Here is a 15,466-nt window from a genome sequence, read left to right as displayed (position 1 = left end):
CCCGACCACCGATCCGATGTGCGGAGCGGGCGCCCCGCGTGGTCAGGAATCGGCCAGATCGACGACGCCCCGACCCGGCTCACCGGCATACAGGTCGACGATGGTTTCGGCATATTTATCAGCAATCGGCTTGCGCCGCAACTTCATCGTCGGGGTCAGCTCGTCACCGCCGGGATCCCATGCAGTCGGTACGACCGCGAACCGCTTGACCTGTTCGACCCGAGACAGCTTGGCGTTGCCGGTTTTGACCGCCGCGGTCACCTCGTCGATGATCGCCGGATGGTTGGCCAGGTCCGCGATCCGTGCGTCCGGGACCCCCAGAGACTTTGCCCGTGATGCGGCCACGTCGGGATCGAGTGCCACCAGCGCGGTGACATAGGGCTTGTTGTCGCCGACCGCAACCACCTGACTCACCAATGAGGAGAAGGCCTTCACCGCGTTCTCGATGGAACTGGGCGACATGTTCTTGCCGGCCTCGTTGATGATCAGTTCTTTCTTGCGGTCGACGATGGTCAGGTTCCCGTCGCCATCGATCGTGCCCACGTCGCCGGTCGCGAACCAGCCGTCGGCATCGATGGATTCAGCGGTCTTCTCCGGATTGTTGCGATAACCCCGCATCACGATCGGGGCCCGAACGAGCACCTCGCCGTCCTCGGCGATCTTGAGCTCCACCCCGCCGACGGGCCTGCCCACCGACCCCACCTTCAGATTGTCGACCGAGGTTTTGGTGGCCGCCCCGGTGGTCTCACTCAAACCCCAGACCTCGGTGACCGGTATGCCCAGTCCGACAAAGAATTCGATGACCTCGACCGGTATCGAGGCCGCTCCCGACATGGCGACCTTGATCTCATCGAGTCCGAGTGCCGACCGTACCTTGGACAGCACCAGCCGGTCCGCGAGTTGATATTGCACATCGAGCGCCTTGCCGCGCGGCTCACCGGCAAGATCGGCCTTGGCCGCGCGGGCTGCCACATCCAGTGCCCACGCCGCCAGTTTCGACTTGACCGGGCTGGTCTCCTCGGCGATCTTGCCCTCGATCCCGGCCTTGATCTTCTGCCACACCCGCGGCACACCGAAGAAGATGGTCGGACGCACATCCGGGAGAGCCGAGGCGAACTCGCGCGGGTCGGCCACCGACGTTATCTGTACGCCGCGCAACAGATTTGATCCGTGCGTCGACACGCGGTCGGCGATGTGCGCCGCGGGCAGGTACGAGATGATCCGGTCGTCGAATCCCGCATCGACGTCCTCGGTCACCGACGCGGCAGCCGCGATCACGTTGCGATGGGTGATCTCAACACCTTTGGGCGGACCGGTTGTCCCCGAGGTGTAGATCAACGTGACCAGATCATCGGGTTCGGTTGCGCGCCAGGAAGCCTGGAAATCGAAGGTTTCGTCGGGCCGCGCTTCGACCTCCCGTAGTTCCAGTGCCCCCTGGGCCGGCCCGTCGACGGTGATGATGTGGTCGAGTTTCGCGCCGGACTGTTTGACGACCGGCAGGAATGCCCGTTCGGTGACCACAATCCGGGTCTCGGAATCGGCGAACAGGTATGAGAGTTGTTCTGGCGCACTGGTGTTGTACACGGAGAACGGAACTGCCCCCAGATGCGTTATCGCGGTATCGACGAGGTGGAATTCCGGCCGGTTGGCCAGCATCAGGCCGACGGTGTCACCACGTCCGACGCCCAATCGCGCCAGTCCCAGCGCTATCGCTTCGACCCGCTCGGCATATTCCCGCCAGGTGATCTCCTGGATACCTCCCGGGGTGCGCAGCGCCACCCGATCGGGGTGTATCTTGGCCGTTTCCTGGAATGCTTCGACTGTGGTGCGGACAGCGACCCCCGACTCGTGCTGGAAGACGGTGTCTGTGGTGTTCTCGCTCATCTGAACTCCTTGACGGTCCGGTCGACCGGACAGCTGACCCTGCACCGCATACAGCGATGCGATGTCGGACATGTCTGTACTGAAAACCTAGCCCCGCCGACTCCTCGACGGCGCCGGTTTCGGGTTACCGACACAAAGTCGGCCGCGCGCGCACCGACCGCGGTTACCCGTGGGTAACATAGGACGCGTGGGCGCTGCCCGCAGTCACCACAGGCATGAACCGACAGCGCAGACCCCCCGCACCGCAGACCTGGCAGACCGCCGCACCGCAGACCTGAAGGAGCACGTCATGTCCACTCCAGACGCCACGTCCGGACCGACACCTCTGACCATCGCTGCCGACCCGGCGACGAGCCCCGCCGCGGACGGTTCGGTCACCTACCGGGTCGAACAAACCGCCTTCGGACCCGTCGCCCATGTGCAACTCAATCGTCCCGACAAGCACAACGGCCTGACCCTCACCCTGCTCGCCGGACTGACCAAGGCCGCCAAGATGGCCGCACAGGACAAGACACTGCGTGCGGTCGTCATCAGCGGCGCCGGCAAGTCGTTCAGCGCCGGCCTCGACTTCGCCGGCCTGGCCGGCAAGGAAAAGAGCATCTACCGCACGTTCGTACCCAATATTCTGTTGGGTTCCAATGGATTTCAGAATCCGGCGTGGCAGTGGCGCCGGGTTCCGGTACCGGTGATCGCCGTGGTGCACGGCCATTGCTACGGCGGTGGACTGCAGATCGCACTCGGAGCCGATTTCCGGTTCGCCTCCCCGGATGCCGACTTCTCCGTTCTCGAGGCCAAGTGGGGGCTGATCCCGGACATGTCGGCATCGGCATCGCTGTCGCAGCTCACCGGCATCGACATCGCCAAACGTCTGACCATGACCGGCGAGATGCTCTCGGCCGCCGAGGCCAAGGAGATCGGGCTCGTCACCGGTGTGGCCGACGATCCGCACGCCGCCGCCATGGATCTGATCGAGAAGATCGCCGCCCGTTCGCCGGACTCGGTGACCTCGACCAAGCGCCTGTTCGAGAAGACCTGGTCACGTTCACCGCGCTTCTCGTTCCCCGTCGAGCAGGTCCTGCAGCTCCGACTGCTGCGCGGGGTGAACCACGCGATAGCCCGTAAAGCCGGGATGAAGCGGGAGACCCCGGTGTTCAAGGACCGCCAGGTCTGAGACCGGCCCGACTCACGGTTCGAAGATGAGCCCGCGTTCGAGTTCGTCTTCAGTGGTCTCGTACCGAAAGGTGTCGCCGATCTCGACGACGTAGCGGTCGCGGTCCTCGGGGATGCCGGCGACCGAGAATTCGAACCGGCAGTATTCGGCCGACAACTGCGGCGTGGTCAGCGAGGACTGGTCGAGGATGGTCAGGTCGGCGTCCAGGATCCGTACCCGGGCACCGGCTCTGATGTCCTCGAACTCACCGGTGCCACCACAGATGTCGTCCGCGGACACCTCGTACTGGTCGGCGGTGAGGACCACCGCACCCTCGGCGGTGAAATCTCGCGACTGCGAACCGATCACGACCGCACCGATCCCGAGAACCGCGAAGAGCAGGCCCGCGATCGTGCTGATGACGATGACCGGCCCGCGGGTGCGCCGCTGCCAGCTGCGCGGCTCCAGATCACTCCCCGGATCCAGCCAATACCGGGGCTCCGATTGCACAGGCTGCATGGCACCGAGTCTGCCTGATCGGTGATCGAGGTGCCGGTTCGGTGGCGGTGTTGGGTCCGTGTCGATCAGTTGCGGGGCGGGAAGTACTTGATCAGCGCTTCTTGGACGACGGTCGTCGCCAGCACGCCGTCCCGGGTGAAGAAGCGGCCGGTTCCGAGCCCACGGGATCCGGCGGCGACGGGTGACTCGGTGGCGTACAGCATCCAGTCGTCGAAGCGGAACTCGCGGTGGAACCACATCGAATGGTTCACGGTTGCCGCGAACAACCGGTCGATACCCCACGACAATCCGTGAGTGGTGATGATCGAGTCCAGCACCGTGGTGTCGGAGGCGTAACACATCGCCGCGATATGGAGCAGCGGGTCATCAGGCATCCGGCCGTCGGTCTTCATCCACACCCGGTTGTGCTCGAGGCGTTCCCCGGTTTCGCGGGCCTTCCAGCTCGGATCGTTGGCGAAGCGGATGTCGATGGGATGCATCGCGTTCACGAACGTCGCGACGCGGTCCTCATAACCCTTGAAGTGCTCGCCGAGCGCCGGCAGATCCTCCGGGTACTCGACCTCGGGGATCTGCACCGAATGCTCGAGCCCGGCTTTGTTGTCCTGGAAGGCGACGAGCATCGAGAAGATCTCTTCACCCTCCTGCATCGCGCTCACCAACCGGTTGGCGAACGGCTTACCGTCGCGCAGACGGGTCACGTGATACTCCAGCGGTTTGGTGACATCACCACCGCGGATGAAATGCGCGTGCAGCGCGTGGACCGGTGTCGGCCGCGGCACACTCCGGCCGGCGGCGATCACACCCTGGCTCAGGAGCTGTCCGCCGAAGGTCCGGGCACCGACCTGAGTCGGATGCACACCGATGTACAGATCCGGCTCGGGTTCCTCGAGATCGAACAGCGACAGCAGTTTGGACAGATCCGACGACGTACCCGGGGCATCACTCACAGGCTCAGACTGTAGAGGATGCCCCGCCCGGTCACCCGGGTCAGTGGTCGTCTTCGCCGATCCGGTGGACGTGGATCAGATTGGTGTTGCCGACGGTGCCGGGAGGGGCACCGGCCACGATGACAACCTGATCGCCTACCTTGAGCCGGCCGATCTCCAGGAGGGCCTTGTCCACCTGGCGGATCATCGCGTCGGTCGAGTCGCATGCGGGAACGATGAAGGTTTCTGTGCCCCAACTCATCGAGAGCTGGCTGCGGACCTCGGGCAGCGGCGTGAATGCCATCACCGGGAGTTTCGTGTGCAGCCGGGCCAGCCGACGGACGGTGTCTCCGGACTGCGTGAAGGCGACGAGGGCCTTGGCGTCCAGACGCTCACCGATGTCACGGGCGGCATAGGAGATGATCCCCCGCTTGGTGCGCGGTACGTGGGACAGCGGCGGAACCGTGCGGGGGCTGTTCTCGACCGCCGAGACGATGCGCGCCATCGTCTGGACCGTCTCTATCACGTACTTGCCCACCGAGGTCTCTCCCGACAGCATCACGGCGTCGGCGCCGTCGAGCACGGCGTTGGCCACGTCGGAGGCCTCGGCGCGCGTCGGACGCGAGTTCTCGATCATCGATTCGAGCATCTGGGTGGCGACGATCACCGGCTTGGCGTTCTCGCGGGCCATCTGGATGGCCCGCTTCTGCACCAGCGGGACCTCTTCGAGCGGCAGTTCGACACCGAGGTCGCCACGGGCCACCATCACCGCATCGAATGCCAGGATGACCGCTTCGAGATTGTCGATGGCCTCGGGCTTCTCGAGCTTCGCGATGACCGGGACGCGGCGGCCGACGCGATCCATGATCTCGTGCACCAGCTCGATGTCGGCAGGCGACCGCACGAACGACAGCGCGATCAGGTCGACACCCAGGGCCAGGGCGAACTCGAGGTCGGCCACGTCCTTTTCCGACATCGCCGGGACCGAGACGTTCATACCCGGCAGGGAGACACCCTTGTTGTTGCTGACCGGTCCGCCCTCGGTGACGGTGCAGATGACGTCGTTGCCCTCGACATTCAGAACCGTCAGGCCGACCTTGCCGTCGTCGACCAGCAGACGGTCACCGGGCTGTGCATCGGCCGCGAGTTGTTTGTAGGTGGTCGAGACCCGCTCCGCGGTTCCGGCGCAGTCCTCGACGGTGATCCGGACCTCTTTGCCCGCAGGCCATAGCACCGGGCCGTCGGCGAACGTGCCGAGGCGGATCTTGGGCCCCTGCAGATCGGCGAGGATGCCGACCGCACGCCCGGTGGCGTCGGAGGCCCGCCGTACTCGTTCGTACATCGCCAGATGGTCTTCATGTTTGCCGTGACTGAAGTTCAGTCGCGCGACATCCATGCCGCTTTCCACCAACTCCTGAACGCGTTCATCGGTGTCGGTTGCGGGTCCGAGGGTGCATACGATTTTGGTACGACGATTCACTCCTACAAGCCTAGACCGCACGGTCGAACAGCTCTACGTGAGCCACCAGAACGTCACGAGTTGTTTTCTGCACACGCCTGTTTTCGGGCAAAACGCCTCAGCGTCCACACCGTTCACCCGCGCTGTCAACTCCGCAGCCCGGTCACCGGGACACTGATCCGGCGATCACCGGACCGACAAGGGCAGGGCTGCCGGGTGCACCGGCGACGGCAGATCGGATTCACCCATCAGGAACTCGTCGACCCCGCGGGCGGCCGCACGACCTTCGGCGATCGCCCACACCACCAGTGAGGCCCCGCGGTGCGCATCGCCACAGACGAACACCCCGGGGGCGTCGGTCTGCCAGTCACTGCCGCAACCCAGCGCGCCCCGGCGGTTGGGCGCGAGTTCGAGATCGCTCAGCAACTGCATGTCCTCGACACCTTCGAAGCCGATTGCGAAGAGCGCCAATTCGCAGGGCAATTCGAACTCGTCACCGACCGGGACGATGGTGCGGCGGCCGTCCTCGTCGCGTTCGACGGTGACCTCGGCCAGAACCATCGCGGCCACATTGCCGTTCTCGTCGCCGATGAACCGCTGTACGGCCACCTGGTACCGCCGCTCCCCACCTTCGACGTGTGCCGACGAGCTACGCAGGATCAACGGCCACGTCGGCCACGGGGACAGGTCCTCGTCCCGCTCTTCGGGCAGTTCCGGGTTGTAGTCGAGCTGGGTCACCGAGGCCGCGCCCTGTCGGTGGGCCGTGCCGAGGCAGTCCGCACCCGTGTCGCCGCCGCCGATGATCACGACGTGCTTGCCCTGCGCCGAGATCGGCGAGGGACCGTCGCCCTCACACTCCTTGTTGGCGGGCACCAGATGCTCCATCGCCAGGTGTACGCCACCGAGCCCACGTCCGGGCACCGCGGTGTTGTCGCGGGCCTTGAGCGCACCCACGGCCAGCACGACCGCGTCGTGGCGCTCCCGTAGCTCGGGGACGGTCACGTCGACGCCCACATTGCAGTTGACGACGAACTCGGTGCCCTCATCCCGCATCTGTGCCAGACGGCGCTCGACGTCGGACTTCTGCAACTTGTATTCGGGGATGCCGTACCGCAGCAGACCACCGAGGCGGTCATCGCGTTCGTAGACGGTCACCGCATGTCCGGCCCGGGTGAGCTGCTGGGCCGCGGCCAATCCGGCCGGCCCCGACCCGACCACCGCGACCGACTTACCCGAGGTGATCTTCGCCGGCTGCGCCCGGACGAAACCCTCCCGCCAGGCTTCTTGGGCGATCGTCTTCTCGATACGCTTGATGGTGACGCTGCCACCGGTGGTCGCATGAGAGATCGACAGCACACATGCCGATTCACACGGTGCCGGACAGACCTTCCCGGTGAACTCCGGGAAGTTGTTGGTGGCGTGCAACCGATCACTGGCCGCATCCCACCGCCCTCTGCGCACGAGATCGTTCCACTCCGGTATGAGGTTGGCCAGTGGACATCCAGCACTCCCGGAGTGGCAGAACGGGATCCCGCAGTCCATACACCGACGTGCCTGTTCGGAGACATTTTCGATCTCGATGAGTGGGTCGCTGTCGGCGTATACCTCACGCCAGTCATTGACCCGCTCGTATACCGGCCGGGTTGGCGTCTCGGCCTTGTCGACCTCGAGAAATCCGCGCGGATCAGCCACGAGCTGCCTCCATGATCGCCGAATCCACGTCTCGGCCTTCGGCTTCCGCCATCCGGGCCGCGTCGAGGACGCGTTGGTAGTCGGTGGGCATCACCTTGGTGAACTTTCGGCTGCGCCGGGGCCAGTCGGCGAGCATCGAGGCCCCGACGGACGAACCGGTCAGTTCGACGTGCGTGGTGATGCGTTCGTGCAAGAAGAGCAGGTCGTCGGGATCCGGGCTCTGCAGGTCGACCATCGCGGTGTTCACCTTGGACGGATCCAATTGGTAGACATAGGCGATGCCGCCGGACATACCGGCCGCCAGATTGCGTCCGGTGGGCCCGATGATCACCACGCGGCCACCGGTCATGTACTCGCAGGCATGGTCACCCACACCTTCGACCACCGCGGTGGCACCCGAGTTGCGGACCGAGAAGCGCTCCCCCACGCGGCCCCGCAGGTACACGTCGCCGCTGGTGGCACCGTAGAGAATGGTGTTGCCCGCGATCACCTGATCTTCGGCGATGAACAGGGCGTCCGGATCGGGCCGGACGACGATCTTGCCGCCGCACAGGCCCTTTCCGACGTAGTCGTTCGCATCACCGGTCAGGAGCAGCGTCACGCCCGGCGGCAGGAATGCGCCGAGCGACTGGCCGGCTGAGCCGAACAGTGCCACCGTGATGGTGTCCTCCGCCAGTCCGGCCGCCCCGTAGCGTCGGGTCACCTCTGAACCGAGCAGCGTGCCGACGGTTCGGTTGACATTGCGGACCGGAAGCTCCAGGGTCACCCGGTGGGCGTCCTCGAGGGCACCCTCGGCCAGTTGGATGAGCGTTTGGTCCAGCGCCTTGTCGAGCGCGTGTTCCTGACCCCGCGTCCGCCGTTTCGGGGAGGTCGTCTCCGGCACGGCGAAGATCGCCGACAGATCGAGCCCCTTCGACTTCCAGTGCGCCACACCAGGTGCGGTGTGCAGCGCCTCGGCATGGCCGATCGCCTCATCGAGGGTACGGAAACCGAGCATCGCCAGATGCTCGCGGACGTCCTCGGCGACGAACTCGAAGAAGTTGATGATGTGCTCGGCCTGACCGGTGAACCGTGCGCGCAACTTCGGATTCTGGGTCGCCACGCCCACCGGACAGGTATCGAGGTGACACACGCGCATCATGATGCAACCCGCGACAATCAGTGGCGCAGTGGAGAATCCGTACTCCTCGGCGCCGAGGAGCGCGGCCACCATCACGTCACGACCGGTCCGCAGCGCACCGTCACACTGCACGGTGATGCGGTCGCGCAACCCGTTGAGCATGAGGGTTTGCTGGGCGTCGGCCAGACCGATCTCCCACGGCGTCCCGGCATGTTTGAGCGATGTCAGCGGCGAGGCACCGGTACCACCGTCGTGGCCCGAGATCAGCACCACATCGGCATGCGCCTTGGAGACACCGGTGGCCACTGTGCCGACTCCCATGGCACTGACCAGCTTGACGTGGATCCGCGCCTGCGAATTGGCGTTCTTCAGGTCGTGGATCAGCTGGGCCAGATCCTCGATCGAATAGATGTCGTGATGCGGCGGTGGCGAGATCAACGCGACACCCGGCGTCGAATGCCGGGTCTTGGCGATCCACGGATACACCTTGTACGCCGGAAGCTGCCCGCCCTCACCGGGTTTCGCGCCCTGGGCCATCTTGATCTGGATGTCGGTGGCGTTGATCAGATAGTCACTGGTGACACCGAACCGCCCCGAGGCGACCTGCTTGACCGCGCTGCGACGCATCGGATCATAGAGCCGGTCGGTGTCCTCGCCACCCTCACCGGAGTTCGACCGTCCGCCGATGGTGTTCATCGCGATCGCGATCGTCTCGTGGGCCTCGGCCGAGATCGAGCCGTAGCTCATCGCACCGGTGTTGAACCGCTTCATGATCTCTTCGATCGGTTCCACCTCGTCGAGCGGAACCGGTTCGCGGTCGGAATCGAACTCGAACAGGCCACGCAGGGTGCCACCCTCACGGGAGAGCCGGTTCACCTCGTCGGTGTACTTCCGGTAGACCTCGGTCTTGCCGGACTTGGCCGCATGTTGCAGCAGGAACACCGTTTCCGGGCTGAAGAGGTGGAGTTCGCCTTCACGCCGGTACTGGTATTCGCCACCGACCTCGAGCCGGCGATAGGCCTGCTCTGTCTCGTTCGGTGGGTAGGCCCGGTGATGACGGATCCGGACCTCTTCGGCGATCTCGTCGAGACCGATGCCGCCGATCCGCGTCTTGGTCCGGGTGAAGTATTCCTGCACCAGATCGCCCGCGAGGCCGACGGCTTCGAAACACTGTGCGGCAGTGTAGGAACCGACAGTCGAGATGCCCATCTTGCTCATCACCTTGAGCACCCCCTTGCCCAGGCCCTGCAGATAATTGCGCACTGCCTGGGACGGGGTGACGCCGGTCAGTTCACCTTCTGCGACAAGGTCTTCGATCGTCTCGAACGCGAGATACGGATTGACCGCGGCGGCGCCGAAGCCGATGAGCAAGGCGACGTGGTGGACCTCGCGCGCGTCGCCGGTCTCGACGACCAGCGCCACCCGGGTCCGCTCCTTGGTCCGCACCAGGTGGTGATGGACCGCGGAGGTCGCCAGCAGCGACGGTATCGGCGCATTCTCCCGCGTGGTCTCGCGGTCACTGATCACCAGCGTGGAATATCCGGCCGCGATGGCCTCACTGGCGCGGGCCCGCAGATCCGCCAGCGCCCGTTCGAGGCCCCGGCCACCCTCGGCCACCGGGTAGTGCGCGCGCAGCACCTTTGCCGACAGGCCACGGTGGTTGCCCTCGTCGTTGATGTGCACGATCTTGGCGAGCTCGTCGTTGTTCAGGACGGGCCACGGCAACAGGATCTGCCGACAGGAGGCCGCGGTGGGGTCGAGCACGTTCTGCTCCGGTCCCATCACCCGGGCCATCGAGGTGACGATCTCTTCGCGGATGGCATCGAGCGGCGGATTGGTCACCTGCGCAAAGAGTTCCACGAAGTAGTCGTAGAGCAGACGCGACCGTTGCGAGAGCACCGCTATCGGGGTGTCGGTGCCCATCGACCCGAGCGCCTCGTATCCCGAGGCGGCCATCGGCGTGATCAGCACCCGCAACTCTTCTTCGGTGTACCCGAATGTCACCTGGCGGCGGACCACCGATTCGTGGCTCGGGACGAACCGTGGCCGTTCGGGCAGGCGCGCGAGCTCCAGTAGGCCGGCGTGCAGCCATTCCTCATAGGGTTTCTCGCCGATCAACTGCCCCTTGACCTCTGAGTCGGGGATCAGCCGTCCGGCAGCCGTGTCGATCAGGAACATCTTGCCGGGCTCGAGCCGTCCCTTGGCAACGATCTCGTCGTTCGGGATGTCGAGCACGCCGGCCTCCGAGGCCAGCACCACCTTGCCGCCGGCCGTCTGACACCACCGGCCAGGGCGCAGACCGTTGCGATCCAGCACGGCACCCACCAGCGTGCCGTCGGTGAAGGTGACGCACGCGGGGCCGTCCCACGCCTCCATCAGCGAGGCGTGGAACTGCAGGAACGCCCGGCGCTTGGGGTCCATGTCGGTGACGTTCTCCCATGCCTCGGGGACCATCATCATCACGCAGTGCGGAACGCTACGACCGCCGAGATGCAGCAGTTCGAGCACCTCGTCGAGGGATGCCGAATCCGAGGCGTCGGGGCTGCAGATCGGGAAGAGACGGGTCAGGTCGCCGGGGATCAGATCGGTGGCCAGCATGGCCTCCCGTGCCCGCATCCGATTCCGGTTGCCGCGCACGGTGTTGATCTCGCCGTTGTGGGCGACGAAACGGAAGGGATGCGCCAGCGGCCAGGACGGGAACGTGTTGGTCGAGAAACGTGAGTGCACGATCGCGATGGCGCTGCAGACGCGCTCGTCACGGAGGTCCGGATAAAAGAGCGGCAGCTGCTTGGTGGTGAGCATGCCCTTGTAGACGATGGTCCGGCTCGACAGCGACGCGAAGTACAGCCCGCTGCCCTCTGCCTCGATCTCCGGGGTGACCCGTTCGGCACGCTTGCGCAGTGGGTAGACCATGCGGTCGAGATCCAGTCCGGCCGGCGCGGTGCCGTCGGCGCGCAGCGGAGCGCAGACGAACAGCTGGCTCATGTACGGCATGCAGGCGCGTGCGGTACCGCCGATGTCGGCCGCGTCGACCTCGACCGGGGATTCACGCCAGCCCAGGACGGTGATGTTCTCTTCGGCGGCAATCGCCTCCACCCGGGCCACCGCGCGGGCCCGGGCCTCCGGTTCGATGGGCAGGAAGCAGTTGCCGACGGCGAAAGTGTTGCCGGCGATCGGATCGGCGGGCGGTAGGACGAAGTCGACCACGTGGCGCAGGAATGCATGCGGCACCTGGATCAGGATCCCGGCACCGTCGCCGCTGTTGGTCTCGGCTCCGGCAGCGCCGCGGTGGTCGAGGTTCTCCAGCGCGAGTAAGCCGTCTGAGACGATTTCGTGGGTTCGACGCCCATGGATATCGGCGACCATTGCAACACCGCACGAGTCGACTTCTGAGTCAGGGTCGTATAGACCCTGGGCTTCGGGGAGCTGAGAGAACAGCAAATCCAACCTCCACGCCTAGCCCTCGGAGGTCCGAGGGAACCAGCAAACAATCCTCAGGACGTCACTGGCCCGTGGCATGAACACGCACCTGAGAATTGACGTTGGTGCGACTGCCTATGCTAGCAGTTGTGCTGGAGGACGGCCGATTCACACCTGTCGTCAGGCCTGACGATCGCCGGTCTCGCTTTCGGTGTCCGGCTTGGATTTACGTTCCTTGTCGGCAGAGTCCATCCGGTCCCCCGACTGCGCGTCTTCCGGGTCGTCTTCGACATAGCCGTCGACCGGATCCTCGCTCGGTCCGGACTCCGCATCGGGTCCGGCGCCAGGGTGATAGATCTCCACCGGGGTTTCGCGGCCCTTGGGAGCGATCACCACATAGATCGCCGCACAGACGAACACCACGGCAGAGGTGAACAGGTTGACCCGCACACCCCAGATCAGTGAGGCGGCATCGGTGCGCATCGTCTCGATCACAAACCGGCCGACGCAGTATCCGGCGACATACAGCGCGAAGAGTCGACCGTGACCGATCCGGAACCGCCGGTCGATGACGACCAGCGCGATCACGATCAGGATGTTCCACAGCATCTCGTACAGGAACGTGGGTTGCACGATCGCATAGACGACGCCGTTGGACTTGCCGTCGACCAGACCCGGACTGACGAAACCGGAGGAGTCGACGCGTTCGTAGATCTTCAGGCCCCACGGCAGGTCGGTCTCATCGCCGTAGAGTTCCTGGTTGAAATAATTGCCGAGGCGGCCGATGGCCTGTGCCAGCAGAATCGGGGCCGCGACCGCATCACCGAAGGGCGGCAACTTGATACCGGCCCGGCGGGCGCCGATCCAGGCGCCGAGCGCACCGAAGGCGACAGCACCCCAGATGCCCAGACCGCCGTCCCAGATCTTCAGGGCGTCGATCGGGTCTTTGGGTCCGTCGCCGAAGTAGGTCTTCCAGTCGGTTGCCACGTGGTAGATGCGGCCACCGATGAGGCCGAACGGCACCGCCCAGATCGCCACGTCGAGGACTTCACCGTCGCGGCCACCGCGGGCCATCCAGCGCTTGTTGCCCCAGTAGATCGCCACGATGATGCCGACGATGATGCAGAGCGCGTACGCCCGGACGGGGAAGGGCCCCAGATCCCAGACCCCTTGCGAGGGACTGGGGATGTAAGCGAGTACCTCGCGGTTCACGAACGAACCCCGGAGCGAGCCCGCACGCCCTCGGCCAGTTCGGCGGTCAGGCCGCGTAGGGCGGCATCACCCTCCGCGACGGCCGAGACCAGTGCCGAGCCCACGATGACGCCATCGGCGTATTCCGCGATCTCCGCCGCCTGCGCCTTGCTACGGACGCCGAGACCCACACCGATCGGGATGTCCGAGTGCGTACGGATCCGCGCACACAGCTCCGGAGCCATCGACGACACGTTGTCGCGGGCGCCGGTCACCCCCATCGTCGATGCGGCGTAGATGAATCCACTGCTCGCCTCGAGGGTCATCGCCAGCCGCTCTTCCGTGGACGACGGAGCGACCAGGAAGATCCGGTCGAGCTTGTGTTCGGTGGAGGCCGCCATCCACTCGTCGGCCTCCTCCGGGATGAGGTTCGGTGTGATCAGTCCCAGGCCGCCTGCACCGGCCAGATCGCGGGCGAAGCGGTCGATCCCGTACTGCAGCACGGGATTCCAGTACGTCATCACCACAGCACTGCCGCCGGCGTCGGCGATGGCCTCGACCGCGGTGAACACGTCACGCACTCGAATCCCCGCGCGCAGCGCCTGTTCGGCGGCGTCCTGGATCGTCGGGCCGTCCATGACCGGGTCGGAGTACGGAACCCCGACCTCGATGATGTCGCAACCGGATTCGACCATCGACCGCATCGATGCCAGCGACCCGGGCAGGTCCGGGTAACCGACGGGCAGGTACCCGATCAGCGCGCTGCGCTCTTCGGAACGGCAGCGGTCGAACAGTGGTCCGAGCCGGGATTCGGCCTCAGGCATTGTCTGCATCCTCGTCTAGGAGTCCGAACCATTTGGCCGCGGTGTCAACGTCTTTGTCGCCGCGCCCGGAGAGGTTGACGATGATGATCGCGCCCTGCCCCAGCTCGACACCGAGTTGGAGCGCACCGGCAAGCGCGTGCGCCGACTCGATCGCCGGGATGATGCCCTCTTTCCGGCTCAGCAGCGCAAGTGCGTCCATGGCTTCGCTGTCGGTGGCCGGACGGTACTCGGCGCGACCGATGTCCTTGAGGTACGCATGCTCGGGTCCGACACCGGGATAGTCGAGACCGGCTGAGATGGAATGGGATTCGGTGGTCTGGCCGTCTTCGTCCTGCAGCAGGTACGAGTAGGCACCCTGGAACGCACCCGGTGTTCCACCGGTGAACGTCGCGGCATGACGCCCGGTTTCGACACCGTCACCGGCGGCCTCGTAGCCGACCAGTCGCACGTCTTTGTCATCGATGAACGGATGGAAGATGCCGATCGCGTTGGAGCCGCCACCGATACAGGCGACCACCGCGTCGGGCAGTCGGCCGGCCGAGCGCAGGATCTGCTCACGGGCCTCGAGACCGACCACCCGCTGAAGATCGCGGACCATCACCGGGAACGGGTGCGGACCGGCGGCGGTGCCGAAGCAGTAATAGGTGTTGTGGGCGTTGGTGACCCAGTCGCGCATGGCCTCGTTGATCGCGTCTTTCAGCGTCGACGAACCGGTATCGACGGCGACAACGGAGGCGCCGAGCAGACGCATCCGCGCGACGTTGAGTGCCTGGCGTTCGGTGTCGACCCGGCCCATGTAGACGATGCATTCGAGACCGAACATGGCACACGCGGTGGCTGTTGCCACACCGTGCTGACCGGCCCCGGTCTCGGCGATGATGCGCTTCTTGCCCATCTTCTTGGCGAGCAGCGCCTGGCCCAGAACGTTGTTGATCTTGTGAGATCCGGTGTGGTTCAGATCTTCTCGCTTGAGGAAGATCCGTGCGCCACCGGCGTACTCGGAAAGGCGTTTGGCCTCGTACAGCGGTGACGGGCGTCCGCTGTAGTCACGCTGGAGCCGATCGAGTTCACGCAGGAACTCGTCGTCGGTACGAACCTTCTCCCAGTTCACCGTGACCTCTTCGATCACGGCCATCAGGGCTTCGGGTACGTGACGTCCGCCGTAGACACCGAAGTGTCCACCGCGATCGGGTTCGACCGATGTCCTGTTGACCAGACCGGCACTGGCCTGTGGGAGTTCGGAATAGAAGGAAGCTGATGCGGCGGACGGCGAGGTCATGG

9 protein-coding genes and 1 pseudogene are annotated in these 15,466 nt (G+C 65.3%); 1 reads left to right on the top strand and 9 read right to left on the bottom strand.

All coding sequences use genetic code 11. The features are described 5' to 3' along the window. Positions 1 to 42: 42 nt before the first annotated feature. Positions 43 to 1,884, bottom strand: coding sequence for an AMP-dependent synthetase/ligase (locus AC51GR_RS07235; protein WP_496323906.1), 1,842 nt, complete (start codon positions 1,882 to 1,884; stop codon positions 43 to 45). A 289-nt stretch (positions 1,885 to 2,173) separates the two neighbouring features. Between AC51GR_RS07235 and AC51GR_RS07230 the strand changes: the two genes are divergently transcribed. Further along, the gene (locus AC51GR_RS07230) at positions 2,174 to 3,055 is read left to right on the top strand and encodes a crotonase/enoyl-CoA hydratase family protein (protein ID WP_496323905.1); all 882 of its coding nucleotides are present in this window, start codon (positions 2,174 to 2,176) and stop codon (positions 3,053 to 3,055) included. A 12-nt stretch (positions 3,056 to 3,067) separates the two neighbouring features. Here the strand turns inward: AC51GR_RS07230 and AC51GR_RS07225 are convergent, their stop codons facing one another. The 8 genes and pseudogenes from AC51GR_RS07225 to trpB all read right to left on the bottom strand — a co-directional run bounded on the left by AC51GR_RS07225 (position 3,068) and on the right by trpB (position 15,464). Further along, positions 3,068 to 3,553: a hypothetical protein gene (locus AC51GR_RS07225; protein WP_496323904.1), complete on the bottom strand. Its 486-nt coding sequence runs from the start codon at positions 3,551 to 3,553 to the stop codon at positions 3,068 to 3,070. Between the two features lie 65 nt (positions 3,554 to 3,618). Beyond that, positions 3,619 to 4,500 (bottom strand): acyl-CoA thioesterase, encoded by an 882-nt coding sequence (locus AC51GR_RS07220; protein ID WP_496323903.1) that lies wholly within the window; start codon positions 4,498 to 4,500, stop codon positions 3,619 to 3,621. 40 nt (positions 4,501 to 4,540) lie between these two features. Further along, the gene (pyk, locus tag AC51GR_RS07215; RefSeq protein ID WP_496323902.1) at positions 4,541 to 5,959 is read right to left on the bottom strand and encodes a pyruvate kinase; all 1,419 of its coding nucleotides are present in this window, start codon (positions 5,957 to 5,959) and stop codon (positions 4,541 to 4,543) included. 165 nt (positions 5,960 to 6,124) lie between these two features. Continuing rightward, complete coding sequence (locus AC51GR_RS07210; protein ID WP_496323901.1) at positions 6,125 to 7,630, bottom strand: glutamate synthase subunit beta; 1,506 nt, start codon at positions 7,628 to 7,630, stop codon at positions 6,125 to 6,127. Beyond that, positions 7,623 to 12,191, bottom strand: coding sequence for a glutamate synthase large subunit (gltB, locus tag AC51GR_RS07205; RefSeq protein WP_496324116.1), 4,569 nt, complete (start codon positions 12,189 to 12,191; stop codon positions 7,623 to 7,625). The genes AC51GR_RS07210 and gltB overlap by 8 nt, the downstream gene beginning before the upstream one ends. A gap of 261 nt (positions 12,192 to 12,452) precedes the next feature. Then, positions 12,453 to 13,382: pseudogene (lgt, locus tag AC51GR_RS07200) on the bottom strand (prolipoprotein diacylglyceryl transferase); the annotation flags it as partial. After that, the gene (trpA, locus tag AC51GR_RS07195; RefSeq protein WP_496323900.1) at positions 13,379 to 14,185 is read right to left on the bottom strand and encodes a tryptophan synthase subunit alpha; all 807 of its coding nucleotides are present in this window, start codon (positions 14,183 to 14,185) and stop codon (positions 13,379 to 13,381) included. The gene trpA and the pseudogene lgt, both read right to left, overlap by 4 nt. Then, positions 14,178 to 15,464, bottom strand: a complete 1,287-nt coding sequence (gene trpB, locus AC51GR_RS07190; RefSeq protein WP_496323899.1) for a tryptophan synthase subunit beta — start codon at positions 15,462 to 15,464, stop codon at positions 14,178 to 14,180. The genes trpA and trpB overlap by 8 nt, the downstream gene beginning before the upstream one ends. Positions 15,465 to 15,466: the final 2 nt, after the last annotated feature.

It is taken from the genome of Williamsia sp. z71, assembly GCF_059553375.1.
The sequence above is the reverse complement of the archived record's forward strand: the minus strand, read 5'-3'. Positions and strand labels throughout refer to the sequence as shown.